Annotated in this window: 23 protein-coding genes and 1 pseudogene; 20 read left to right on the plus strand and 4 right to left on the minus strand. The window is 60.9% G+C overall.

Annotation, left to right across the window (positions count from 1 at the left end; translation table 11 throughout):
• The 9 genes from pcaG to aroQ all read left to right on the plus strand — a co-directional run bounded on the left by pcaG (window position 1) and on the right by aroQ (window position 7378).
• The gene (gene pcaG, locus L901_RS15665; protein WP_059758429.1) at window positions 1-621 is read left to right on the plus strand and encodes a protocatechuate 3,4-dioxygenase subunit alpha; all 621 of its coding nucleotides are present in this window, start codon (window positions 1-3) and stop codon (window positions 619-621) included.
• A gap of 68 nt (window positions 622-689) precedes the next feature.
• Window positions 690-1751, plus strand: a complete 1062-nt coding sequence (locus L901_RS15670; protein ID WP_059758432.1) for a 3-carboxy-cis,cis-muconate cycloisomerase — start codon at window positions 690-692, stop codon at window positions 1749-1751.
• A gap of 370 nt (window positions 1752-2121) precedes the next feature.
• On the plus strand, window positions 2122-2790 hold the full coding sequence (locus L901_RS15675; protein WP_059758436.1) for an amino acid ABC transporter permease: 669 nt from the start codon (window positions 2122-2124) through the stop codon (window positions 2788-2790).
• A gap of 10 nt (window positions 2791-2800) precedes the next feature.
• The gene (locus tag L901_RS15680; RefSeq protein ID WP_035262651.1) at window positions 2801-3451 is read left to right on the plus strand and encodes an amino acid ABC transporter permease; all 651 of its coding nucleotides are present in this window, start codon (window positions 2801-2803) and stop codon (window positions 3449-3451) included.
• Between the two features lie 41 nt (window positions 3452-3492).
• Complete coding sequence (locus tag L901_RS15685; RefSeq protein ID WP_020810443.1) at window positions 3493-4332, plus strand: transporter substrate-binding domain-containing protein; 840 nt, start codon at window positions 3493-3495, stop codon at window positions 4330-4332.
• A 35-nt stretch (window positions 4333-4367) separates the two neighbouring features.
• Window positions 4368-5207, plus strand: coding sequence for a transporter substrate-binding domain-containing protein (locus L901_RS15690; RefSeq protein WP_059758439.1), 840 nt, complete (start codon window positions 4368-4370; stop codon window positions 5205-5207).
• 30 nt (window positions 5208-5237) lie between these two features.
• Window positions 5238-5996: an amino acid ABC transporter ATP-binding protein gene (locus tag L901_RS15695; RefSeq protein WP_003505500.1), complete on the plus strand. Its 759-nt coding sequence runs from the start codon at window positions 5238-5240 to the stop codon at window positions 5994-5996.
• Window positions 5997-6068: 72 nt separating this feature from the next.
• Window positions 6069-6938, plus strand: a complete 870-nt coding sequence (locus L901_RS15700; RefSeq protein WP_059758465.1) for a shikimate dehydrogenase — start codon at window positions 6069-6071, stop codon at window positions 6936-6938.
• Window positions 6935-7378, plus strand: a complete 444-nt coding sequence (gene aroQ / locus L901_RS15705) for a type II 3-dehydroquinate dehydratase (protein WP_059758442.1) — start codon at window positions 6935-6937, stop codon at window positions 7376-7378. The genes L901_RS15700 and aroQ overlap by 4 nt, the downstream gene beginning before the upstream one ends.
• On the opposite strand, the gene L901_RS15710 is transcribed toward aroQ, so the two are convergent.
• Window positions 7353-8045 carry a TetR/AcrR family transcriptional regulator gene (locus L901_RS15710; protein WP_020810447.1) on the minus strand — a complete coding sequence of 231 codons (693 nt, stop codon included), beginning with the start codon at window positions 8043-8045 and terminating at the stop codon, window positions 7353-7355. The genes aroQ and L901_RS15710 overlap by 26 nt on opposite strands.
• 119 nt (window positions 8046-8164) lie before the next feature.
• Here L901_RS15710 and L901_RS15715 point away from each other — a divergent pair.
• Window positions 8165-10065 (plus strand): annotated as a pseudogene (locus L901_RS15715) (bifunctional sugar phosphate isomerase/epimerase/4-hydroxyphenylpyruvate dioxygenase family protein).
• Window positions 10066-10128: 63 nt separating this feature from the next.
• On the opposite strand, the gene L901_RS15720 reads toward L901_RS15715, so the two are convergent.
• Both L901_RS15720 and L901_RS27440 read right to left on the minus strand, forming a co-directional pair.
• A complete protein-coding gene (locus L901_RS15720) occupies window positions 10129-10431 on the minus strand; it encodes a putative quinol monooxygenase (protein WP_059758445.1) in 303 nt (100 codons plus the stop codon).
• A 60-nt stretch (window positions 10432-10491) separates the two neighbouring features.
• Window positions 10492-10902, minus strand: coding sequence for a hypothetical protein (locus L901_RS27440; RefSeq protein ID WP_183044104.1), 411 nt, complete (start codon window positions 10900-10902; stop codon window positions 10492-10494).
• 15 nt (window positions 10903-10917) lie between these two features.
• On the opposite strand from L901_RS27440, the gene L901_RS15725 reads away from it, so the two are divergent.
• From L901_RS15725 to L901_RS15745, 5 genes are all read left to right on the plus strand, one after another.
• Window positions 10918-12738 carry an ABC transporter ATP-binding protein gene (locus L901_RS15725; protein WP_059758447.1) on the plus strand — a complete coding sequence of 607 codons (1821 nt, stop codon included), beginning with the start codon at window positions 10918-10920 and terminating at the stop codon, window positions 12736-12738.
• 41 nt (window positions 12739-12779) lie between these two features.
• Entirely contained in the window at window positions 12780-14315 is a 1536-nt protein-coding gene (locus L901_RS15730; RefSeq protein ID WP_059758450.1) for an ABC transporter substrate-binding protein, read from the plus strand.
• Window positions 14316-14391: 76 nt separating this feature from the next.
• On the plus strand, window positions 14392-15315 hold the full coding sequence (locus tag L901_RS15735; protein WP_035263266.1) for an ABC transporter permease: 924 nt from the start codon (window positions 14392-14394) through the stop codon (window positions 15313-15315).
• A 6-nt stretch (window positions 15316-15321) separates the two neighbouring features.
• Complete coding sequence (locus tag L901_RS15740; protein WP_059758452.1) at window positions 15322-16170, plus strand: ABC transporter permease; 849 nt, start codon at window positions 15322-15324, stop codon at window positions 16168-16170.
• Between the two features lie 5 nt (window positions 16171-16175).
• Window positions 16176-17909 carry a M14 family metallopeptidase gene (locus tag L901_RS15745; RefSeq protein WP_059758455.1) on the plus strand — a complete coding sequence of 578 codons (1734 nt, stop codon included), beginning with the start codon at window positions 16176-16178 and terminating at the stop codon, window positions 17907-17909.
• Window positions 17910-17936: 27 nt separating this feature from the next.
• On the opposite strand, the gene L901_RS15750 is transcribed toward L901_RS15745, so the two are convergent.
• Complete coding sequence (locus tag L901_RS15750) at window positions 17937-18308, minus strand: hypothetical protein (protein WP_059758458.1); 372 nt, start codon at window positions 18306-18308, stop codon at window positions 17937-17939.
• A 377-nt stretch (window positions 18309-18685) separates the two neighbouring features.
• Between L901_RS15750 and L901_RS15755 the strand changes: the two genes are divergently transcribed.
• From L901_RS15755 to L901_RS15775, 5 genes are all read left to right on the plus strand, one after another.
• A complete protein-coding gene (locus L901_RS15755; RefSeq protein ID WP_003519825.1) occupies window positions 18686-19858 on the plus strand; it encodes an ABC transporter substrate-binding protein in 1173 nt (390 codons plus the stop codon).
• An 88-nt stretch (window positions 19859-19946) separates the two neighbouring features.
• On the plus strand, window positions 19947-20810 hold the full coding sequence (locus tag L901_RS15760) for a branched-chain amino acid ABC transporter permease (protein ID WP_003519826.1): 864 nt from the start codon (window positions 19947-19949) through the stop codon (window positions 20808-20810).
• Window position 20811: 1 nt separating this feature from the next.
• Window positions 20812-21819, plus strand: coding sequence for a branched-chain amino acid ABC transporter permease (locus L901_RS15765; RefSeq protein WP_059758460.1), 1008 nt, complete (start codon window positions 20812-20814; stop codon window positions 21817-21819).
• Window positions 21816-22580: an ABC transporter ATP-binding protein gene (locus L901_RS15770; RefSeq protein WP_020809643.1), complete on the plus strand. Its 765-nt coding sequence runs from the start codon at window positions 21816-21818 to the stop codon at window positions 22578-22580. Before L901_RS15765 ends, L901_RS15770 begins: the two co-directional genes overlap by 4 nt.
• Entirely contained in the window at window positions 22561-23277 is a 717-nt protein-coding gene (locus L901_RS15775; protein ID WP_020809642.1) for an ABC transporter ATP-binding protein, read from the plus strand. The genes L901_RS15770 and L901_RS15775 overlap by 20 nt, the downstream gene beginning before the upstream one ends.
• Window positions 23278-23352: the final 75 nt, after the last annotated feature.

Below are 23352 nucleotides of genomic sequence, written 5' to 3' on the forward strand. Positions count from 1 at the left end.
ATGGTTCAGCCGCTCAACTATCTCAAGGAAACCGCCTCGCAGACGGCAGGCCCTTACGTGCATATTGGCTGCACGCCGAATTTCGTCGGTATCGAGGGCGTGTTCGAGAAGGATCTCGGCTCCGGTCCGCTTTATAACGACAAGGCCCGCGGCGAACGCATCAGCGTGCGCGGCATGGTCTATGACGGTGCGGGCATGGCGCTGAAGGACGCGCTGATCGAAATCTGGCAGGCCGATACCGACGGTTATTACAACAGCCCCAGCGAAACGCGGGGCAAGGCCGATCCGAATTTCATCGGCTGGGGCCGTTCGCCCGGCGACATGGATACGGGCGAGTTCGTCTTCGAAACCATCAAGCCGGGCAAGGTGCCGTTCCGCGACGGCCGGCCGATGGCGCCGCATATCACCTTCTGGATCGTCGCACGCGGCATCAATATCGGCCTGCAGACCCGCATGTATTTCCCGGAAGAACAGGAGGCCAATGCCGCCGACCCGGTTCTTGCCCGCATCGAGCAGAAAAGCCGCATCGCCACGCTTGTCGCCAAAAAGGAGGAAGGCAACGTCTATCGTTTCGATATCCGCCTTCAGGGCGAGGGCGAAACCGTGTTTTTCGATATCTGACGCATATCGCGCAAAAGTGTGCAGCGGTTTTGCGACGACGATATGCGCAAAAGAAAGCGAGACGGAAGATGAGCCTTTCCCCCTTCGAGCATCCGTTTTTGTCAGGCCTCTTCGGCGACAGCGAGATCGTCGAGCTGTTTTCGGCAAGAGCGGATATCGACGCCATGGTCCGTTTCGAGACGGGGCTGGCGCAGGCGGAAGCGCAGGCCGGCATCATCCCCGAGGAGGCGGCAGAAGCGATCGTTTCGCGGCTTTCGGATTTTGCCGCCGATATGACCGCGCTTCGCCATGGCGTCGCGAAGGACGGCGTCGTGGTTCCCGAACTCATCCGGCAGATGCGCGCGGCGGTCGCCGGCCAGGCGGCGGACAGGGTGCATTTCGGCGCCACCAGCCAGGATGTCATCGATACGAGCCTGATGCTGCGGCTGAAGGCTGCGGCGGAAATCATCTCGGCCCGGCTGGGTCGCCTGATCGATACGCTGGGAGACCTTGCCTCCCGCGACGGCCACAACCCGCTGACGGGCTATACCCGCATGCAGGCCGCCATCGGCATCACCGTCGCCGACCGGGCGGCGAGCTGGACTGCGCCGCTGGAACGCCACCTGCTGCGGCTCGAAAATTTCACGCAGAGCGGCTTCGCCCTGCAATTCGGCGGGGCGGCCGGCACGCTGGAAAAGCTTGGCGACAATGCCGCAGCGGTGCGTGCCGATATCGCAAAACGGCTCGGCCTTGCCGACAGGCCGCAATGGCACAGCCAGCGCGACGGCATCGCCGAATTCGCCAATCTGCTCTCGCTCATCACCGGCGCGCTCGGCAAGTTCGGGCAGGATATTGCGCTGATGGCCGAGCTCGGTGCGGAAATCCGCCTCTCCGGCGGCGGCGGCTCCTCGGCCATGCCGCATAAACAGAACCCGGTCAATGCCGAAGCGCTGGTGACGCTCGCACGCTTCAATGCCGTGCAGATATCCGCCCTGCACCAGTCGCTCGTGCACGAACAGGAAAGATCCGGCGCGGGCTGGATGCTGGAATGGCTGTCGCTGCCGCAAATGGTGACGGCAACAGGCGCCTCGCTGCTGATCGCCGAGCGATTGGCCGAGCAGATAGACAGGCTGGGCACAGGCGAAAACTAGCCGCAAGGCCGGTTGATTTCGTGTGCAGACAGGGTTTTCGGGCACTGCCGAACGGCGGGCCGGAAGCAGCATGACGACGCGTGGAAAGCGCTTGCGCTTTTCCGCATTAGTCATTGATAAAAAAGACTTTATTCAGAAATCCAGAAAATGAAAAAACAACATGAAAGCTGCTTTTTAACCGGACATGACGCTTGACATAAAAATGAACTAACTGGTACAAACATTATGATTAATAACCTGCCGCCGACAGGGGTTTTGAAGCCTGCAGCGACAGTGAACGACAAATGGAGGGCTTTGGCGCCGCAAGGTTTCCAAAGCGATGCGGACAAGGCGAAACGCCTGTCCGGACCCGAACGGGTTGGGAGGAAGAATGTCTTACAGTCTCGATTTTTCGGCGGTCATAGACCGCCTTCCCGAGCTGCTTTTAGCCTGTCTGGCGACGATCGGCCTTGCGATTGCCGGCATGTCGCTCGCCACCGTCATCGGCGTTCTGGGCGTCGTCGCCCGCCGCTCGCGGTTCAAGCTGCTGCGCGGCCTCGTCATCGGTTTTGTGGAAACAATCCGCAACACGCCGTTTCTGGTGCAGATATTCTTCATCTTCTTCGCCCTGCCGCAGATCGGCATCAAGCTCAACCCGACGGTAACGGCCATCATTGCGCTGGCTCTGAACGGCGGCGCCTATGCGATTGAAATCATTCGCGGCGGGGTCGATTCCATTCCCAAGGGGCAGGTCGAGGCTGGGCTTGCGCTCGGCCTTCACCGTGCGCAGATCTTCCGGCACATCATCCTGAAGCCGGCGCTGCGGGCGGTCTATCCCTCACTCACCAGCCAGTTCATCATGCTGACGCTGACCACCTCGGTCTGCACCTCGATTGCCGCTTACGAGCTGACCTCGGTGGCGCAGAAGATCGAGGCGGATACCTTCCGGTCCTTCGAGGTCTATTTCTCGATCACGCTGCTTTATCTGGTCATTTCCTCGCTGATGATGGGCATTTTCTCGCTCATCTCCCGCGCATCCTTCAGCTATCCGGTCAAGTGAGGAAAAGACAATGGCATCCATCGGTCCCAACGAACTCTTCTTCCTGCTGCAAGGCCTGAAATGGACGCTTGCGCTGACCATCATCGGCTTTATCGGCGGCGGCGTCTTCGGCCTTTGCGTGGCGCTTGCCCGCGTCGCGGATAGCCCGGCGATCCAGCGCGCCAGCACCGGCTACATCGCCGTCTTTCAGGGCACACCGCTCCTGATGCAGCTTTTCGTGGTCTATTACGGCGTGGCGCTTGCGGGCCTCAATGTCGATGCCTGGATTGCGGTCGCCATCGCTTTTACGCTGCATGCCAGCGCCTTCCTCGGCGAAATCTGGCGCGGCGGCATCCAGGCGGTGCCGAAGGGCCAGACGGAAGCCGCCAATGCGCTCGGCCTGCATTACATCTCGCGCATGAAGGACGTGGTTCTGCCGCAGGCCTTCAAGATTTCGCTGCCGGCCACCATCGGTTTCCTCGTGCAGCTCATCAAGGGCACCTCGCTTGCGGCCATTGTCGGCTTCGTCGAGCTGTCGCGCGCCGGCCAGATCGTCTCCAACCAGACGTTCCGCCCGCTCACCGTCTTCGCCCTCGTCGGCGTCATTTATTTCCTGATCTGCTGGCCGCTTTCCCTGTGGGGCGCCAGCGTTGAAAAGCGGCTGCAGACCGCAACCCGCTAAATCCATGAAGACATCATCAGCTTTGTAAGGAGGAGCAAAAGATGAAAACCACCAGCATGAAATTCTCTCGTCGCGCCCTGCTCGCGCTTGCCGCGGCAACGGTTGCCCTGCCCTTCGTCGCACCGGTCGATGCTTTCGCCGGCACGGTGGAAGAGGCCAAGGCCAAGGGCAAGGTCGTCATCGGCATTCAGGGTGACAACTCGCCGTGGGGCTTCGTCAATTCCAGCGGTGTGCAGGATGGCCTCGATGCCGATATCGGCAAGGCCTTTGCCGATTATCTCGGCGTCAAGGTTGAGTTCGTCCCGCTCGCCGTGGCCAACCGCATTCCGGCGCTTCTGACCGGCAAGGTCGACCTCTTGTTCGCAACCATGGGCATGACGGCCGAACGCGCCAAGACCATTCAATATTCCAAGCCCTATGCCGGCAACGTGCTTTCCGTCTACGGCCCCAAGGACAAGAAGATCGGCGGTTATGACGATCTGACCGGCATCGCCGTCGGCGTTCCGAAGTCCAGCGCCATGGATACGGCAATCACCGCCGGCGCCGGCTCCAAGGCCAATATCCTGCGCTTCGACGATGACGCCGCCAATATTCAGGCGCTGATCTCAGGCCAGGTCGAGGTCGTCGGCGGCAACCAGTTCTACGGCGACCGCCTGAACAAGGCTGCCGAAGGCAAATATGAGCCGAAATTCGACCTGACGACGCTTTACAACGGCGCCGGCACCCGCCCCGGTGAAAAGGACTGGAACGAGACCGTCAACGCCTTCCTCGACAAGATCAAGTCCGACGGCCAGCTCGCAAAGATCTACGACAAGTGGATGAAGCGTGAAGTCCCGGCCTTCCCGGACAGCCTGCCCGACATCCCGTTCACCGTGAAGTAACGGCGGGTTCCGTCTGGATTTGGGAGGAGGAAACAATGAGAATCTTGAAAACCCTGACGGGTTGGCGAGCAACCCTTGCAGCGGGACTGGCTGCAGCTTTGCTGCCGGTTCTGACGCCGGTGGCGGCAGATGCGAGAACGCTTGACGAGGCAAAAGCCAGCGGCAAGGTCGTGATCGGTATCCAGGGCGATAATGCGCCCTGGGGTTTCATCAATTCCACCGGCGTTCAGGAGGGTTATGACGCCGATCTCGCAAGGGGATTTGCGGATTATCTGGGGCTGAAGGTGGAATTTGTGCCGCTTGCCGTCGCCAACCGCATCCCTTCGCTTCGCACCGGCAAGGTCGATGCGCTGTTCGCATCGATGGGAATGACGCCGGAGCGGGCGAAGAACGTGCAATATGCGCAGCCCTACGCACATAATGTCATGTCGGTCTATGCCACCAAGGACAAGAAGATCGCCGGTTTCGACGATCTGACCGGAATGACCGTCGGCGCACCGAAATCCAGCCCGATGGATACAGCCTTGACCGCCGGGGCTGGCACCAAGGCGAATATCCTTCGCTTCGATGACGACGCCGCCACCATTCAGGCGATCCTGTCGGGCCAGATCGAGGCGATCGGCGGTAACCAGTTCTATGGCGACCGTCTCGCGGCTGCCGGCGGCAAGGACTACGAGGTGAAGTTCGACCTCGTGACCCTCTACAACAGCGCCGCCACACGCCCCGGCGAAAAGGACTGGAACGAAGCGCTGAACGCCTATCTGGACAAGATCAAGGCCAATGGCGACCTCGAAAAAGTCTACGCCAAATGGATGAAGCGCCCGGTACCGCAGTTCCCGGCTTCGCTTCCCGACATTCCCTACACCGTCAACTAACACTGCTGCCAAAGCATGAAGGAAAGTTCCATGCCGCAATCCGCCGCTCAGGCTCCGCTGATCGCCCTTGAAGGGGTGGGAAAGTGGTATGGAGCCTTCCACGCGCTTAAAAACGTCAACATGACGGTTCGCAAGGGCGAAAAAATCGTTCTTTGCGGGCCGTCCGGTTCGGGCAAATCCACGCTCATCCGCTGCATCAACCATCTGGAGGAAATCCAGGAGGGCAAGATCACGGTCGAGGGAACGACGCTGTCGGATTCCAGCCGCGCCATCGATGCGGTTCGCCGCGAAGTGGGCATGGTGTTCCAGAGCTTCAATCTCTTCCCGCACAAGACCATCATGGAAAACTGCACGCTCGCGCCCATGCGGGTGAAGGGCCTGTCGAAAGCCGATGCGGAGGCGACGGCGCGCAAATATCTGGAGCGCGTGCGCATTCTCAACCAGGCAGACAAGTACCCGGCCCAGCTTTCCGGCGGCCAGCAGCAACGTGCGGCCATCGCCCGGGCGCTGTGCATGGAGCCGAAGGCCATGCTGTTCGATGAGCCGACCTCGGCGCTCGACCCGGAAATGGTGAAGGAAGTGCTCGACACCATGATCGGCCTTGCCCGCGACGGCATGACGATGATCTGCGTAACCCATGAAATGGGCTTTGCACGGCAGGTGGCCGACCGGGTGATCTTCATGTCGGAAGGCGAGATCATCGAGGAAGGCCCGCCGGAGGAATTCTTCCGCGATCCCAAGCACCAGCGCACGCGCACGTTCCTCGGCGAAATTCTCGCCCACCACTGAGGTTCGCGCGCTCTTAAGACGGGCGGGGATAATCCCGCCTCTCCCACACCGTCCGATGAGCGACACGTGATCATGACAGAGAAAACATCCTTCAAGGTCGGCCTGATTGGCGCCGATATACAGCTTTCCAAATCGCCCGCGCTGCACATGCGCGAAGGGGCGGCTCATGGCCTCGATTATTCCTACGAGCTGGTGGATGTCACCGCCCGCAAGCTGCCGCCGAGCGCCCTTCCCGACCTGCTGGACGAGCTGGAAGCGCGCGGTTTTTCCGGCACCAACATCACCCATCCCTTCAAGCAGGCCGTTATTCCGCATCTGCACGAACTGTCGGACGATGCCCGCATGCTGGGCGCGGTCAATACGGTCGTCTTCCGGGACGGGCGCCGCATCGGCCACAACACCGACTGGTACGGCTTTTACGAAAGCTTCGTGCGCGGCCTGCCGGATGCGCGGCGTGACCGGGCGCTTCTGGTCGGCGCGGGTGGCGCTGGCGTTGCGGTGGCCCATGCCGCATTGAAGCTCGATATCGCCCGTCTCGACATTCTTGACCGGGATTTCCCAAGGGCGGAGCAACTGGCCCGGGAACTCAATGCCCGCTTCGGCGAGGGCCGCGCGCTTGCCGTCAAAGACCCCGCCGCTTCCCTGCCCTTTGCCGATGGCCTGATCCACGCCACGCCGATGGGCATGCCGGCCCATCCCGGCATGCCGGTTCCGGCCGATCTCATCGAACGGCGGCACTGGGTGGCCGATATCGTCTATATGCCGCTTGTCACCGAGCTATTGGCGACGGCGGCGAAAAAGGGCTGTCGCACCCTGCCCGGCGGCGGCATGACGGTGTTTCAGGCCGTCGGCGCATTCCGCCTCTTCTGCGGCCGCGAGCCGGATGCCGGGCGCATGACGGCGCATTTCACCGAGCTTTGCATGGCGGAGGGCGTCGCATGAGCCTTTTCACCGTTCTGAACGGTCCCAACCTCAACCTGCTCGGCCAGCGCCAGCCGGAAATCTATGGTTATGAAACGCTCGCCGATATCGAGGCCAATTGCCGTGGGATCGCCGAAACCGCGGGCCACGATCTGTTTTTTGCCCAGAGCAACCGGGAATATGAGCTGATCGACTGGGTACACGAAGCCCGCGGCAAGTCCGCGGGCATTGTCATCAATCCCGGCGCCTTTACCCACACCTCGGTCGCGATCCTCGATGCGCTCAATGCCTTCGAGGGGCCGGTGATCGAGGTGCATATTTCCAACATCCACAAACGCGAGGTTTTCCGGCACCACTCCTATATCTCGACCCGCGCCGAAGGCGTGATCGCCGGCCTCGGCGTCGATGGCTATGAGGTGGCGCTCCGCCACCTCATCAATCGCCTTTCCCGATCCTCGTAATATGCTCGGGCATCAATACATAGCGCAGCAACATCTCCGCCACATGCGCAGACAGCGCTTCCTGGCCGGCCTCGCTAAAAAGCGTGTCGCCAAAATTGAACGAAAATGTCTCGGTGTTCGAGACGTTATAAAAAGACAAAGCGCTGATCTGCCAATGCAGTTCAAGAGCGTCCAATCCGGGCCGAAACACGCCGGCATCCTGCCCGCGCTTCAATATTCGGCGCATGATTTCAATGGCCGGTCGGTTGACGTTACGGATCGCTTCGGAAACCCTGATGTGCCTGCCGTGGTGAATGTTTTCCGTCATCACCATCCGGACGAAAGCGGGATTGCGGCGGTGGTGCTCGAAGGTAAACCGACAGAGCTTCTCAAGTGCGGCGACCGGCTCGAGATCATCCAGCTCAAGACTGCCTTCGCCGCCGCGCACCTGCGCATAGGCCTCCTCCAGCACGCGTTTGTAAAGGCCTTCCTTGTCGCCGAAATAATAATAGATCATGCGCTTGGACGTGCGCGTGCGCGCCGCAATCTCATCGATGCGGGCGCCCGAAAGGCCATTCTGCGAAAATTCCTCCATCGCGACGGAAAGAATATCCCGGCGCACCCCTTCCGGATCGCGCTTCGCCTGCCGGGTATCGCGGGTGCCTTTGGAGGTCGTGCTTTTGCTCATGCTTCATTCCCTGGACGGGGCTGGCTTCTGGCTGCGTCCCCTTTATTAACCAATCAGTACATAAGGCTGAAAAGGAAGGCAATATGGCGAGCTATGACACAATAAGACACGGCATGCCAATGCGCACATCCATTGCAACCGTATCGATCAGCGGCGAATTCCCCGAAAAGCTGGCGGCCATCGCCAAAGCGGGCTTTTCCGGCGTTGAGATTTTCGAAAACGATTTCCTGACCTACGACGCCTCGCCGCGCGAGGTGAAAGCGCTGGCCGCCGATCACGGGCTGGATATCACCCTTTTCCAGCCGTTCCGCGATTTCGAGGGCATGCCGGAGCCGCACCGGAGCCGCGCTTTTGAAAGGGCCGAGCGCAAATTCGACATCATGGGGGAACTCGGCACCGACCTGATGCTGATCTGCTCGAATGTCTCGCCGGTCTCGCTCGGCGGCATCGACCGCGCCGCCGCCGATTTCCATCAGCTCGGGGAGCTTGCGGCAAAACATGGCGTGCGCGTCGGTTACGAGGCGCTGGCCTGGGGCCGCCATATCAGCGATCACCGCGACGCCTGGGAAGTGGTGCGCCGCGCCGATCACGCCAATGTCGGCATCATCCTCGATAGTTTCCACACGCTGTCGCGCAAGATCGACCCGAATTCGATCCGCTCCATTCCTGGCGACAAGATATTCATCGTGCAGCTTGCCGATGCGCCGCTGATCGACATGGACCTGCTCTACTGGAGCCGCCACTTCCGCAACATGCCGGGCGAAGGCGATCTGCCGGTGGTGGATTTCATGCGCGCCGTGGCCGCCACCGGCTATAGCGGCCCGCTATCGCTCGAAATCTTCAACGACCAGTTCCGCGGCGGCTCGGCCCGGCTGCTTGCCGAAGACGGCCACCGCTCGCTCATCAACCTGATGGACCAGGTGCGCCGTCTCGAACCCGATATCCGCATCGATGTGCCCGCCATGCCGGAACGGGTGGAGACGGAAGGCGTGGAATTCGTCGAATTCACCACAGCACCGGAAGAAAAACCCAATCTGGAAGCCCTTCTCGCCACGCTCGGCTTTGAAAACACCGCCCGGCACCGCAATCGCGATGTCGATCTTTATACACAGGGCGATATTCGCATCGTCATCAATACCAGCGATGGCGGCGACAGTTTCGCGGGAGCCTCCTATTCCATCCACGGCACCAATGCTATGCCTTCGGGCTGAAGGTGGATGATGCCGCAGCAGCGCTGGCGCGGGCCGAAGCGCTCGGCGCGCCCACCTTCGCCGAACCGCGCAAGTCAGGCGAAGTCGCCGTTCCCGCCATTCAGGGCGTGGGCAACGGCGTCATCTATTTCCTCGACGGTTCACCGGAGCTTTCCGCCATCTGGGACAATGAATTCGTGCCGACGGAAGGCCGAACGCCGGAAGGCGATGCCGGCCTCAGGCGGATCGATCATCTTGCGCAAACAACGCATTACGATGAAATGCTGACCTGGCTTTTATTCTACACCTCACTGTTTGCGACGCGGCGCACGCCGATGGTCGATGTGGTCGACCCAGGCGGGCTGGTGCGCAGCCAGGCGATTGAAAGCGTGCCCTCACCGCATTTCCGCCTGACAATGAACGGTGCGGACAATCGCAAGACTTTCGCCGGCAAATTTCTGGCCGAGGGCTTCGGCACCAGCATCCAGCACATCGCGTTTGCCACCGACGATATCTTCGCCACCGCAAAAGCCCTGCAGGCGCGCGGTTTCCACGCCCTGCCGATCTCGCGCAATTATTACGACGATCTGGAAGCCCGTTTCGGGTTGGAGCCGGAGTTTTCCGATGCGCTGCGGGCCGCGAGCATTCTTTATGACCGCGACGACAATGGCGAATATTTCCAGATTTACAGCCGCACCTTCGGCGAGGGTTTCTTCTTCGAAATCATCGAAAGACGCGGAGCCTATGGCGGTTATGGCGCGATGAACGCCCCCTTCCGCATCGCCGCACAAAGACGGCTTGCGCCGCCGGTCGGCATGCCGAAGGAATAACTCCCGGCACCGAAATACGATCAGGCCGCAGCCGGCAGGAATGCCGCTGCGGCCTGTTCTCATTCACGCCAATGTCGTTATCTCATAGTCGCGTGGAATGGCGGAGGTCGCCGTGAACCACTCGGACGCCCGTGTCCGCTGCTGATGGAAATCGAAGGCGGCGCGGTCGGCGAAAAGCTCCTCCACCTGCCAGATCAGGGGATCGTCTGTCTCGGACACCTCGAAGGAAAGACAGCCGGGTTCCGCTCTGGTCAGACGCAGATGTTCGGGAAGGTAGCGTCGCACCAGTTCGACATCATCCTTGGACAAGCACCGTAAAAAGCCCCTCAGCCTGACTGCACCTGCCTTGTTGTTCATGCCCGGCATTCCCGTTCCTCATCGTTCTTCTCAAAGGTTTTTAGCGACAATAACCGTTGAATACACGCATCATTGCGAAGCATTCTTCAGGAATGCGCGCTCAAAATCGGTGCAGCTGCGCATTTGTAGAGCAGTACACAAAAATTGTTCAACACTCTGGACATGATTGTTCGGTTTTGTTAGCTTTTTCGCAAAACAAGGGTGGGGAATTAGAGTTACATGCGCATCGTCGAATCTGCGGCCGACGCAAATCATCCGGCCGGTACCGATGAGGTTGCCTGCGGCGCTTCGGTGACATCGAATGTGCTGTGTCCACGGGCGACGGCCAATGCGCATTTTGCCGACAAAGCGGCCTGAAGACATGCAGTTCTTCGCGACATTCCCGTCCTTGCCCATGGCATCGCCCAGCACGCGCCTGCCCGAGACATTTTCCCCTTCCTCATTTTCACATGGCCGCGCCAGCTTTGCCGCGCAGGCCACGCCGGAGACGCTGACATGACTGCCGCACCCGCAAACGCCCTCCTCTCGGTCGAAGGCCTGAGCGTCGAGTTCGGCAATAGCCGCGTCGTGGACGATATCTCCTTCAGCGTCGAGCCCGGCCGCACGGTCGCGGTCGTCGGCGAATCCGGATCGGGAAAATCGGTCACCTCGCTTTCGACCATGCGCCTTGCCGACATGATGGGCGCCACCTACCCCACCGGCAAAATCCTGTTTGAAGGCAAGGACTTGCTGAAGGCTTCGCAGAAAGAGATGCGCGCGATCCGCGGCAAGGAGATCGCCATGATCTTCCAGGAGCCGATGACCTCGCTCAACCCCGTCTTCACCATCGGCGACCAGATCTGCGAAGTGCTCGTGCTGCATGAAAAGATGGGCAAGCAGGCAGCGCTGGCGGAAGCACAGAAGCTGCTCGAAATGGTGCGCCTGCCCGATGCGGCCGAGCTTCTGAAGCGTTATCCGCACCAGCTTTCCGGCGGCATGCGCCAGCGCGTCATGATCGCCATGGCGCTCGCCTGCCGGCCGAAGCTTTTGATCGCCGACGAGCCGACGACGGCGCTGGATGTGACCATTCAGGCGCAGATCCTCAACATCATGCGCGACCTGCAGAAGAAGCTCGGCATGGGCATGGTCTTCATCACCCATGATATGGGCGTGGTGGCGGAAATGGCCGATGACGTCGTCGTCATGTGGAAGGGCAAGAAGGTGGAGGAAGGTCCGGTCAAGGATATCTTCGCCAATCCGCAGCACCCTTACACACGCGCCCTGCTTTCCGCCGTTCCGCGCCTCGGCAGCATGGAAGGCGAAGAGTTTCCCAAGCGCCTGCCGCTCACCGTGTTGCAGGACGGCCAGCCGGTTGTGGTTGGCGAGGAGCGCGTGCAAAACACGGCGAAATATGACGCGAAGCCGCTTTTGTCGGTCAAGGACCTGTTCGTGCGCTTCGATATCCGCAAGAACCTGTTCGGCAAGGCGACGCACCGTTGCAGCGCCGTGCAGAAGGTGAGTTTCGATATTCATGCCGGCGAAACGCTGGCGCTGGTGGGCGAATCCGGTTCCGGCAAATCCACCATCGGCCGCACCATTCAGCAGCTGCAGACGGCCATATCAGGCGAAATTGCCTTCAATGGTCGCAGCTATTCTCAGATGTCGGCGGCAGAGCGCTTCCGCATGCGCCAGGAAGTGCAATATATCTTCCAGGACCCCTTCGCCTCGCTCGATCCGCGCAAGACGGTCGGTTTTTCGATTGCCGAGCCGATCAACACCCACGGTTTGATCAACGATCAGAAGGCCGTAAAGCGGCGCGTGGATGAATTGCTGGAGCGTGTGGGCCTCAGCTCCGAACATGCGGCACGTTATCCGCACGAGTTTTCGGGCGGCCAGCGCCAGCGCGTCTGCATTGCCCGTGCGCTGGCTTCCGATCCGAAGCTCATCATCGCGGACGAGGCGCTCTCGGCGCTCGATGTCTCCATTCAGGCGCAGATCATCAATCTGTTCATGGACCTGCAGGCCGAGCGTGGCCTCGCTTATCTCTTCATCAGCCATGACATGGCGGTGGTGGAAAAGATGAGCCACCGCGTCGCCGTGCTTTATCTCGGCCAGATCATGGAAATGGGCAGCCGCCGGCAGGTGTTCGAAACGCCGACGCATGATTATACCCGCCGCCTGCTTTCGGCCGTGCCGGTCGCCGATCCGACCATTGAGCGCCGCATCGCGATGATCGAGGGCGAAATCCCCAATCCCGTGCGCCGTGTCGGCGATGAGCCGGCCATTCTCGCCCATGAGGAAATCAATCCGGGCCACTTCATCGCGAAGAGCGCCTGAATAACAACCAGAACCGCAACCATCTGAAGAGGAACAGGTAGATGACAATGATCAAGAAGGGGATGACGACAACGTTCGTCGCGCTTGCCATGGCCGCCACGGCCTTTACCGCCGCACCGGCTCTTGCCGCCGGCAAGATGACCATATCCAGCCCGCAGGACCCGGGCAGCTGGGATCCGATCGACACCTTCCTCGTGCAATGGGCGGCTGTCGCCACCAACATCTTCGATGGCCTGACCTATCGCGGCCCGGACCTGAAGGTCGTGCCCGGCCTTGCCGAATCCTGGGAAGAGCTGGATGAGGGCAAGCGCATCCGCTTCAAGCTGCGCCAGAACGTCAAGTTCCACAATGGTGAGCCCTTCAACGCCGCCGCCGTCAAGTTCACCTTCGAGCGCCTTCTCGGCGAACAGGGTGCCAAGGGCCCGCAGCGCTCCAACTATGTCGCCATCGAAAGCGTCGAGGTCATCGACGATTATACCGTCGACATGAAGCTGAAGGCGCCGGATCCGGTGCTGCTGACCAAGCTTGCCGGTTATGGCGGCATGATCGTTCCGCCGAAGTACATTCAGGAAAAGGGCGAGGATAATTTCAACCTCAACCCCGTCGGCACCGGCGCGTTCAAATTCGTTTCCTACGCACCGAAGACCAATATCAAGCTGGAAGCCAACCCGGATTACTGGGGCGGTGCACCGAAACTCTCCGAGCTTGAATATCGCTTCATCGCCGAGCCGGCGACCGCCGTTGCCGAATTGCAGGCCGGCCGCGTCGATCTCGTCATTCCGCCGACCATTCCGATCGGCATGATTCCGGTCATCCAAGGCGATTCCAAGCTTGAGATCGTCAGCGTGCCCGGCCCGACGGTCGATGCGCTGCGCTTCAACACCCGTGACGGCATCACCGCCGATCCGAAAGTGCGCAAGGCGATCATCATGGCCGTCGACCGCGGCACCATCGTCAAGTCGATCCTCGCCGGTCAGGCATCCGAAATCGCAAGCTTCCAGAGCGCGCTGTCCTTCGGTTACGATCCGGAGCTGAAGCCGCTGCCTTACGATCCGGAAGGCGCAAAGAAGCTGCTCGCGGAAGCCGGCGTCAAGGCAGGCGCGGCGCTGCAGATCGACATCCGCGGCAATGACGCGACGATGAACGAGGTGGCGCAGGTCATTTCCAGCTACCTCTCCATGGTCGGCATCACCGCCACCATCAAGCCCTATGAGACCAACGTGCTGCTGAACGACATCATCCCGCAGGGCAAGACCGGCGCGATGTTCCAGCAGAAATGGGGCGGCTGGACCTTCGATTACGACAACACGGCCTATTCCATGTATCACTCGGGTGAAAAGTGGAACCCCTATGACAAGGACGAGAAGCTGGACAAGCTGCTGGAATCCCAGCGTCCGCTGACCGACCGTGCCGCGCGCGAAAAAATCCTCAAGGAAATCGGCAGCTATACCGCCGACCGCGCGCTGGAAATTCCGCTTTACAACACCAATGCCATTTACGGCATCAACAAGCGGGTCAAGGGTTTCGTCGCACCGCCGGATAACCGCCTGAAGCTGACCGACGTGACCGTCGAATAAGCGGGCTGTTCTCTGATCAACACACCTTGCCCGCCGCAATGCGGGCAAGGTCGGGTCTCTCTTCAAGGTAAAAAACGTGGCCGGTTTCCTCATCAAGCGATTGCTGCAGGCGATTTTTGTCGTCATTGCCATCACCCTTCTCGTTTCTTTCGCCATCCGCCTCACCGGCGATCCGGCTGTCACCATGTTCCAGGGCGGCGGCAGCATGACGGAAGACGATCTGGCGCGCATTCGCGCGGCGCTCGGCACCGACCGGCCGTTCTTCGTGCAATATTTCAGCTTCCTGAAGGGCCTCGTGACGCTCGATTTCGGCCGCAGCTTCACCGGCAGCACGCCGGTCTCGCGGCTGATTGCCGATGCCCTGCCCGCCACGCTGCTCTTGGCCTTCATCTCCATGGCAGTGTCGATTGCGCTTTCCATCCCGCTCGGCATCAAGGCGGCGACCTCGCGCGGCAAGGCGGCCGATCAGGTGATCCGCATCTTCTCGCTCGTCGGCCTGTCCTTCCCGAATTTCTGGCTGGCCACGATGCTGGTGCTCCTGTTCTCCATCACGCTCGGCTGGCTGCCGCCAAGCGGCATGGGCGGTTTTGCCAGCTACATCATGCCCGCCGTGACGATGGGCGTCATCCTCACCGCCACCAATGTGCGCCTTGTGCGCACCGCCATGCTCGATACGCTGCGCTCGCAATATGTCATGGTGGCGCGCGCCAAGGGCCTCAGCGAAAACAAGGTTCTCTACAAACACGCGCTGCGCAACTGCGCCATTCCGCTCATCACCTATTTCGGCCTGCAATTCGGCGGGCTGCTCGGCGGCATCGTCGTCATCGAACGTGTCTTCAACTGGCCGGGCCTCGGCACGCTGGCCTTCGATGCGGTCGGCGCGCGCGATTATCCCGTGCTTCAGGCCGTCATCACCGTGCTGTCGCTGATGATCGTCGGCATCAACCTTCTGGTCGATATCGCCTATGGGCTTGTCGATCCGCGCATCCGCACGGAGTAAGTGACGATGGCTGCCAAAACCTCGCGTCTCGCACGCTTCACCAATCTCGAATTCGTCCTCGGCGCGTTCCTCACCGTGGTCATCTGCCTTGCCGTCGTCTTTTCCGACGTGCTGTTTCCCGGCGGCGCGGACAAGATCGACCTGATGGCACGCCTTGCCAAACCCTTCGCCAATGCCGCCCATCCGCTCGGCACCGATCCGCTGGGGCGTGACGTGCTCGCCCGCGTCGTTGCCGGCGGCAAGATTTCGCTGCTTGTCGGTTTCACCTCGGTCATCGGCGCGGTCATCTTCGGCGTCGCGGTCGGACTGGTCGCCGGTTATTATCGCGGCTTCTGGGATATGCTGGTCATGCGCTTTGCCGATATCCAGCTCGCCATGCCCTTCATTCTGCTCGCCATCACCTTCATCGCCATTGTCGGCGGCAGCCTCACCAACACCATCATCCTGCTGATCGTGTCGCAATGGGTGCAATATGCCCGCCTCGTGCGCGGCTCGGTGCTGACGCTGCGCGAACGGGAATTCATCCTTTCCGCCCGCGCCATCGGCGTGAAGGACTGGCGCATCATTCTCCAGCACCTGCTGCCGAACCTCATCGGCCCGGTCATCGTGCTGATGACGCTCAATGTCGCCAACAACATCCTCTTGGAAAGCAGCCTCACCTTCCTCGGCCTCGGCGTCGATCCGACCATTCCGAGCTGGGGCGGCATGCTGGCGGATGGACGGACCTATTTGCAGACGGCATGGTGGGTCAGCGTCTTCCCGGGTCTTGCCATCCTTCTGACGGTGCTTGGCCTCAACCTTCTCGGCGACTGGCTGCGCGACAGCCTCGACCCCACCGGCAGAACCTCGAGGTAACAGCGATGAGCCAGATTTTCGACCAGACTTTCGAACGCACGCTGGATGCGCTTCTCGCCAATGCCGAGCCCGGCCAGTCCTTCGAGGCATGGAGCTTCGATGACGCCAAAAGCCGCCGCGAAGCCGAAAACCGGCTGAAGAAAAAAGGCGTCAGCGCCCGCATCCGCAGCGCCTACAAGCCGCTTCTCTTCACCTTTCTGGAAGAGATCAATCTGGATGGCGTCGACACCATAGAGGTGCGTTACCCCGTACACGCCAACGCGCCCGCCAATCGTTTCCGGCTGGAAGCCTATCCGCTGGCGGCTCTGGTGGGCGAGGCGAAGATCGACTTCGTCGCCCGTCAGGACGACACCTTCCATTATGATGTTACCCTGAGCCGCAACGGCAAGAAGGAAACCCTGAAGATTCTGGCGCCAAACCGGGTGCACACCGATATCATCGGCGAAACCAATGTTTCACCCACGGGCTGGTTCCGGCTTGCCGGCGACGCTTTAGGCGAGCGACTGGAGACGGATTACGAACGGCTTTTCGAAGCGGCGATCCATGCCGTCGCCAACCACGGCTGGGGCGATAAAGAGCCCTATTTCGAGGAACTGAACATCCGCGTCGCGCATCCGGCCGAAGATCTGCCGCTCTCCCTCGGCGATGAGGTCGTCAGCCTGCGAGAAGCCCTGCATGAGGATTTCTATTTCTCGCTGCTGGAGTTCTTCCAGAAGAAGTCCGGCCGGCCGCTGGGCGACCGGGGCCTGAAGCCCGGCCAGATCGTGCCGGAAATCGTCAAAAGCCAAGGCGAAGTCTCCGTCCGCATCGAGGCCCGCACGCTCACCACAGCCTTTCTCGATGGCCGTGAACAGCCGATCGATACGGCCAGCGAACCGGTTGCGGCAGGCCAGCTCGCGAAACTGCTTGAAGAAATCGGCGGCGAGGCCTTCGAGGCCCGCTCCCGTTCCGGCCGCATTCTTGCCGCCCGTTATGTCACCGGCAGCGATGCCGCGGTGATGATCAGCGGCGGCCAGCACCCCAACGAGACCACAGGCATCGTCGGCGCCATCCGCGCTGCCCGCAAACTCGCAGAACGCAAGGGCGCACATTTCACCATTTCGCCGCTGGAAAATCCGGATGGTTACGCCCTGCATCAACGGCTGAGAGCCGACAATCCGCGCCACATGCATCACGCGGCGCGTTACACGGCGCTCGGCGACGATCTCGAATATCGCACGCGGGAGAATTCGGGTGTCCATCTCAACGAGAAGGCAATCCGTTTCAGGGCGCAGGAAATGAGCGGCGCCAGCCTGCATGTGAACCTGCACGGTTATCCATCCCATGAATGGACCCGGCCGCTTTCCGGCTATGTACCGCGCAATTTCGCCATGTGGACGCTGCCCAAGGGTTTCTTCCTCATCATCCGCCACCATGCGGACTGGGAAAGGCAGGCCGAAGCCCTGCTCGACCGGGTAACCCGCCATCTCGGCGCCATTCCCGGCCTGCTCGATTACAACAACCGACAGATCGCTCTTTATGAAATCCATGCCGGCGAAACCGGTTTCCGCATCATCAACGGCTTCCCGTGCCTGTCCTCCGTCGACGACCGCCACACCGTGCCGATGACGCTGATCACCGAATATCCCGACGAGACGATCTACGGCAACGACTTCATCACCGGCCACACCGCGCAGATGGAAACGGTTCTCTCCGCCTATGATGCCTGGCAGGAGATTCTCGTCGGGGAAGTGGCCTGATATTGCAGGCCGCCCTCGATGGGCGGCCTATTTTCCTGCCGTGCCGGCGAGTTTTTGGTCCCGCTGCTTCTGCAACAGCCTCTTGCCCTTGCTCAGAATATGCAGATTAGCGGCATCAAGCTTGTTGTACCCGGCCTGAATAATATCGAGATCGGCAACGTGACCGATTGCTGCCAGCTCATGCATCACGTCGCCAATAGCGACATCGACACTCGGCTTTTGCAGGTTGATCACATCCTCCACCGCAGCGTGCATGCCTTGCGCGTCTCCGCCCATGACGTGATACAGCGCCAGCGCCTTGCGAAGAAATGCTTCGCGGCGCTCGATCTTATTGTTGAGTATACTTTCGCCAACGCGATCTCGCATCAACTCAACAACTCTATTTTGATATTCGCCCATCAGACACCAAATAAAGTTCACAATATGCTTCGCGAGGCTACAAACAATCCCCTTAGAACTGGTTAAGGCACGAGGCTTGCGCGGGTATGACCGTCATTTTCGAAACATGTCACAAAAGCTGGTTTTCATGACGAAGCATTTCGATACCACGTGCCGCGAAAACACCGGTCGTGATGGCTGCGGCGGCGCTATACATTGAGAATCACGGGATGATCACTATTGTGCGATCTTACATGAGACAAACCCGGCGAGACGGGTATTGATAACCGTCAGGTTATTTATCACCCCCCTTATTTCATTTTACTTTGGCCACCGCACTCATCAATCTGGCAGTCTGGATCGGTGGATGGGAGCCACGGATCAATTGGGAGGAAATCATGAAATTACGGATCACCGCCGCCATCGCGGCCATCTGCTTCAGTACTGCCGCTTATGCCGAGACCATCAAGGTGGGCGTGGTCGGTCCGTTCTCCGGCCCCTTCGCGCTGCAGGGCAAGAACTTCAAGGCCGGCATCGATGCCTGGTTCGCCCTTCACGGCAACAAGGTCGGCGATGACACGGTCGAGGTCGTCTATCGCGATGTGCCGCAGGCCGATCCGGCGCAGTCCAAGGCGCTGGCGCAGGAGCTGGTGGTCAAGGAAGGCGTGCAATATCTCGCCGGCTTCTATTTCACCCCAGACGCCATGGCCGTCACGCCTTTGCTGAAGCAGGGCAACGTGCCGATGGTCATCATGAATGCCGCCACTTCGGCCATCGTGACCAAGAGCCCCTATGTGGTGCGCACCTCGTTCACCACCTGGCAGACCTCCACCCCCATCGCCAAGGTGGCCTTTGACGGCGGCGTGAAGAAAGTCATCTCGCTGGTCAGCGATTATGGTCCGGGCGTCGATGCCGAGAACGCCTTCAAGGCGGCCTTTACCGCCGCCGGCGGCGAGGTTGTCGAAAGCATCCGTATGCCGCTTTCCACCAATGATTTCAGCCCGATCATGCAGCGCGTGAAGGATTCCGGCGCGCAAGGCGTCTTCGCCTTCCTGCCGTCAGGCCCGACCACGCTCGGTTTCGTCAAGGCCTTCAACGATAACGGCCTGAAATCCGCAGGCGTCAAACTCTTCGCACCGGGTGATCTGACGCAGGAATCCGACCTGCCGGCGCTCGGCGAAGCCGCGCTCGGCATGCAGACGACCTTCCATTACGCCGTCTCGCATGATTCGCCTGAGAACAAGACCTTCGTGGAAGCCGCCGCCAAGGCGATCGGCAATCCGAAGGAACTCTCCTTCCCTTCCGTCGGCGCCTTTGACGGCATGTATGTCATCAGCAAGATGATCGAGGCCACCGGCGGCAAACAGGATGCGGAAAAGGCGGTGGACGCGGTGAAGGGTCTTTCCTGGACAAGCCCGCGCGGCCCTGTCAGCATCGATCCGGAAAGCCGCCACATCACGCAGAACATCTATCTGCGCGAAGTGGCCAAGGGCGATGACGGCAATTATTACAACAAGGAAGTCCAGACCTTCGAAAAACAGGGCGATCCGGGCCTCGCCGCCGCGAAATAACGGCGGTTTGTAGAGATGTTCCGGGCCGCCCGTCGCGGCCCGGTTCCGGCCCGGATGGGTATTGCAGCACCGGGAGGAGCTTTTCAGCATGCAGACGGTCTTCAGCATCCTTGTCGATGCGCTTGCCTATGGCATGGTCCTGTTCATCATCTCCATCGGCCTTTCGGTGACGATGGGGCTGATGCGGGTGGTCAATCTGGCGCATGGCGCCTTCGCCATGATCGGCGGTTACCTCGCCTCCTATGCCGCCCACGGCCTCGGCCTCGGTTACGCCGTGGCGATCCTCGTCGCCATCGTCGGCACCATCGTCATCGCCATTCCGCTTGAGCGTTTTCTCTATCGCCGCATCTATGGCGCGCCGGAACTGACGCAGGTGCTGATGACCATCGGCATCACATTCTGCATCATCGGCATCGCCAATTTCGTCTTCGGCCCGACGCTGAAGACCATTCCGCTGCCGCAGCAACTGGCCGGCCCCACCGATCTCGGCTTCCGCACCATCGCCACGCATCGCATCTTCGCCATTGCCTGCGGTCTGGCCGTAGCAGGCGCGCTGTGGTTCACCTTCGAAAAGACCGCCTTCGGCATCAAGCTGCGCGCTGCTGTCGATAATGCCGCCATGGCGGCCGCACTCGGCGTGCGCACCGAGGTTATCTATGCCGTCAGCTTCGCCATCGCCGTCGGCCTTGCCGCCATGGGCGGCGTCATCGGCGCGGAATTGCTGCCGGTCGAACCCTATTATGCGCTGCGCTACATGGTTACTTTCCTCGTGGTGGTCTCGGTCGGCGGCGCGGGCTCCATTCCCGGCGCGCTGATCGCCTGCCTGCTGCTCGGCGCCATCGATACGACCGGGCGCTATCTCGCGCCCGAATATGGCGAATTCTTCTTTTACCTGGCGGTCATCGTGATCATCACGCTGTTCCCGCGCGGCCTTCTCGGAAGGGCGAAATGAGATGGCGGTGCTCATGAACGACGTGACTGAAACGGCAGAGATCCCCAAGACGCGCTCACCGCTGCGCACGCTGGCAGGGCCGCTCCTCATCATTATCGCCGCCATTGCCGGATATTACCTGTTTCCGGACAATCTGGCGCTTCTGACCCGCATCATCGCCATTGCGCTGCTGGTGCTGTCGATCGATCTCGTTACCGGCTATTGCGGCGTCGCCACGCTTGGCCATGCCGCGCTCTTCGGCGCGGGCGCCTATGCCGCCGGCATCGCCGCCGCCCATTTCGAAATCACCGATCCGCTGCTGATGACCGTGATCGGCGCAGGCGCGGGCGGCGTGGCCGGACTTGTCTCCGGCACGGTTCTCCTGCGCGCCCACGGCCTGCCGCAGCTCGTTCTTTCCATCGCCGTCATCCACCTGTTCCATGAGGCGGCCAACAAGGCATCCGGCTGGACGGGCGGCAGCGACGGTCTTGCCGGCGTCTCCCCGGACGCGCTGTTCGGCACCTTCGAATTCGATCTTTTCGGCCGCACCGCCTATATTTACGGCGTCTGTCTGCTGCTTGTCGTCTTCCTCGCCCTCAGGGTCGTGGTCAATTCGCCCTTCGGCATGTTGTGCCGCGGCGTCAAGCAGGACAGCATCCGCATTCAGGCTATGGGCGGCGCCGTCAACGGCACAATTTTGAAGATGTTCGTCATATCGGGCATCGTCGCCGGCATTGGCGGTGCGCTGAATGCCATCTCCACCCAGGTCGTCGGCCTCGACAGCCTCAGTTTCACGCTTTCGGCCGAAGCGCTGGTCATGCTGGTGCTCGGCGGCGCGGGTTCGCTTTACGGCGCGCTGATCGGCACCGTCACCTTCATGTGGTTCGAAGATGTCGTTTCCGCCGCCAACCCGTTCCACTGGCTCACCATTGTCGGCCTGCTGCTGATTGCCGTCGTGCTCTTTGCGCCGCGCGGGCTTTATGGCGCGGGTGAGCAGATCATTGCGCGTATTCGGGGAGGTCGCAAATGAGCGCCATTTTCGAAGTCTCCGGCCTCAAGAAGAATTTCGGCGGCCTCGTCGTCACCAACAATGTCTCGCTGTCGCTTTCGCCGGGAGACCGCACGGTGCTGATCGGCCCCAATGGCGCCGGCAAGACCACCTTCGTCAATCTCGTCACCGGCAATATCAAGCCCTCGGCCGGCACTGTGCGCATCGCCGGCGAAGACGTGACCGGCCTCAGCGCCAGCCAGCGGGTGAAACGCGGCCTCGTCCGCTCGTTTCAGGTCACAAGGCTGTTTCAGGACATGACGCCGGAGGAACATGTGGCGCTTGCCATTCTCCAGCGTGAAGGCAAAACGGGCCGGATTTTCGGCCGTTACCGCGCCATGCCTGCGGTGATGAGCGAAGCCCGCGACATTCTCGGCACGCTCGGTCTTCTCGCACTTGCCGAAACAAAGGTACGCGAGATCGCCTATGGCCAGCAGCGGCTGATCGAGATCGCGCTTGCCATGGCGCTTCGCCCGAAAATCCTGCTGCTCGACGAGCCGGCCGCCGGCGTGCCTTCCACGGAAACCGCGCGCATCGAACAGGCGCTCGACCGGCTGCCGGCCGATCTCGCGATCCTGATGATCGAGCACGACATGGATCTGGTCTTCCGTTTCGCCAAACGTGTGGTGGTGCTCGCCGCAGGCGCGGTCATCTTCGACGGTTCGCCGGAAGACGTCACCAGCAATGCGGAAGTCCGCCAAGCCTATCTGGGAAGTTACGCCGATGCCCGCAGCGCCGCTTGAAATCGTTAACCTCACCGCCGGTTATGGCCCGACAAGGGTTATCGAAGGCCTGTCGCTTTCCGTGCCGTCGGGCTCACGTTTTGCCGTGCTCGGCCGCAACGGCGTCGGCAAGACCAGCCTCTTCGCCACGCTGGCCGGCCAGACGAAACGCTTTGCCGGCGATATTCGCATCGGCGGGCAGGACATCGCCGCTTTGCCGAGCGCTGCCCGCGCCAAAGCCGGCCTCGGCTACGTGCCGCAGACGCGGGATGTGTTTCCCACCCTCACCGTCGAGGAGAACCTCTTCGTCGGCCTCAAGACCCGGCCGAAATCGGCTATCGAGGAAGCCTACACGCTGTTTCCGCGCCTCAAAGAGCGCCGCCGCAATCTCGGCTCGCAACTTTCCGGCGGCGAACAGCAGATGCTCTCCACCGCCCGCACGATTCTCGGCCAGCCGCGCGTGCTGCTTCTCGACGAACCGCTGGAAGGCCTCGCTCCCGTCATCTGCGAGGAGCTGATGGCGGCCTTCTCCAAACTGGCGCAGTCGGGTGAAATGACCATTCTCCTCGTCGAACAACGCATTCAGATGGCCATCGACTTCGCCGACCACGCCATCATCATGGAACGCGGCCGCATCGTCTGGGAGGGGCCGTCGAGCGACCTTGCGGAGAACCCGGATATTATCGACACGCATCTTGGGGTTGGCGGGCTGCACTGAGCCAACGCATCGCCGTTGCGCGTTCATATATACAATCTCCGTCATACCGGCCTTGTGTGGACGTATTGTGGTTTA

This window comes from Agrobacterium sp. D14, from assembly GCF_001526505.1.
In the GTDB taxonomy this organism is placed as follows: domain Bacteria; phylum Pseudomonadota; class Alphaproteobacteria; order Rhizobiales; family Rhizobiaceae; genus Agrobacterium; species Agrobacterium leguminum.

What these genes read in the sequence shown, in the direction of transcription:
- L901_RS15745 (WP_059758455.1), top strand. Translation starts at nt 16,176, where the DNA reads ATGAGCCAGATTTTCGACCAGACTTTCGAACGCACGCTGGATGCGCTT.
- L901_RS15695 (WP_003505500.1), top strand. Translation starts at nt 5,238, where the DNA reads ATGCCGCAATCCGCCGCTCAGGCTCCGCTGATCGCCCTTGAAGGGGTG.
- L901_RS15755 (WP_003519825.1), top strand. Translation starts at nt 18,686, where the DNA reads ATGAAATTACGGATCACCGCCGCCATCGCGGCCATCTGCTTCAGTACT.
- L901_RS15670 (WP_059758432.1), top strand. Translation starts at nt 690, where the DNA reads ATGAGCCTTTCCCCCTTCGAGCATCCGTTTTTGTCAGGCCTCTTCGGC.
- L901_RS15675 (WP_059758436.1), top strand. Translation starts at nt 2,122, where the DNA reads ATGTCTTACAGTCTCGATTTTTCGGCGGTCATAGACCGCCTTCCCGAG.
- L901_RS15690 (WP_059758439.1), top strand. Translation starts at nt 4,368, where the DNA reads ATGAGAATCTTGAAAACCCTGACGGGTTGGCGAGCAACCCTTGCAGCG.
- L901_RS15725 (WP_059758447.1), top strand. Translation starts at nt 10,918, where the DNA reads ATGACTGCCGCACCCGCAAACGCCCTCCTCTCGGTCGAAGGCCTGAGC.
- L901_RS15685 (WP_020810443.1), top strand. Translation starts at nt 3,493, where the DNA reads ATGAAAACCACCAGCATGAAATTCTCTCGTCGCGCCCTGCTCGCGCTT.
- L901_RS15680 (WP_035262651.1), top strand. Translation starts at nt 2,801, where the DNA reads ATGGCATCCATCGGTCCCAACGAACTCTTCTTCCTGCTGCAAGGCCTG.
- L901_RS15720 (WP_059758445.1), bottom strand. Translation starts at nt 10,431, where the DNA reads ATGCCGGGCATGAACAACAAGGCAGGTGCAGTCAGGCTGAGGGGCTTT.
- L901_RS15730 (WP_059758450.1), top strand. Translation starts at nt 12,780, where the DNA reads ATGACAATGATCAAGAAGGGGATGACGACAACGTTCGTCGCGCTTGCC.
- aroQ (WP_059758442.1), top strand. Translation starts at nt 6,935, where the DNA reads ATGAGCCTTTTCACCGTTCTGAACGGTCCCAACCTCAACCTGCTCGGC.
- L901_RS15710 (WP_020810447.1), bottom strand. Translation starts at nt 8,045, where the DNA reads ATGAGCAAAAGCACGACCTCCAAAGGCACCCGCGATACCCGGCAGGCG.
- L901_RS15740 (WP_059758452.1), top strand. Translation starts at nt 15,322, where the DNA reads ATGGCTGCCAAAACCTCGCGTCTCGCACGCTTCACCAATCTCGAATTC.
- L901_RS15775 (WP_020809642.1), top strand. Translation starts at nt 22,561, where the DNA reads ATGCCCGCAGCGCCGCTTGAAATCGTTAACCTCACCGCCGGTTATGGC.
- L901_RS15770 (WP_020809643.1), top strand. Translation starts at nt 21,816, where the DNA reads ATGAGCGCCATTTTCGAAGTCTCCGGCCTCAAGAAGAATTTCGGCGGC.
- pcaG (WP_059758429.1), top strand. Translation starts at nt 1, where the DNA reads ATGGTTCAGCCGCTCAACTATCTCAAGGAAACCGCCTCGCAGACGGCA.
- L901_RS15765 (WP_059758460.1), top strand. Translation starts at nt 20,812, where the DNA reads ATGGCGGTGCTCATGAACGACGTGACTGAAACGGCAGAGATCCCCAAG.
- L901_RS15750 (WP_059758458.1), bottom strand. Translation starts at nt 18,308, where the DNA reads ATGGGCGAATATCAAAATAGAGTTGTTGAGTTGATGCGAGATCGCGTT.
- L901_RS15760 (WP_003519826.1), top strand. Translation starts at nt 19,947, where the DNA reads ATGCAGACGGTCTTCAGCATCCTTGTCGATGCGCTTGCCTATGGCATG.
- L901_RS15700 (WP_059758465.1), top strand. Translation starts at nt 6,069, where the DNA reads ATGACAGAGAAAACATCCTTCAAGGTCGGCCTGATTGGCGCCGATATA.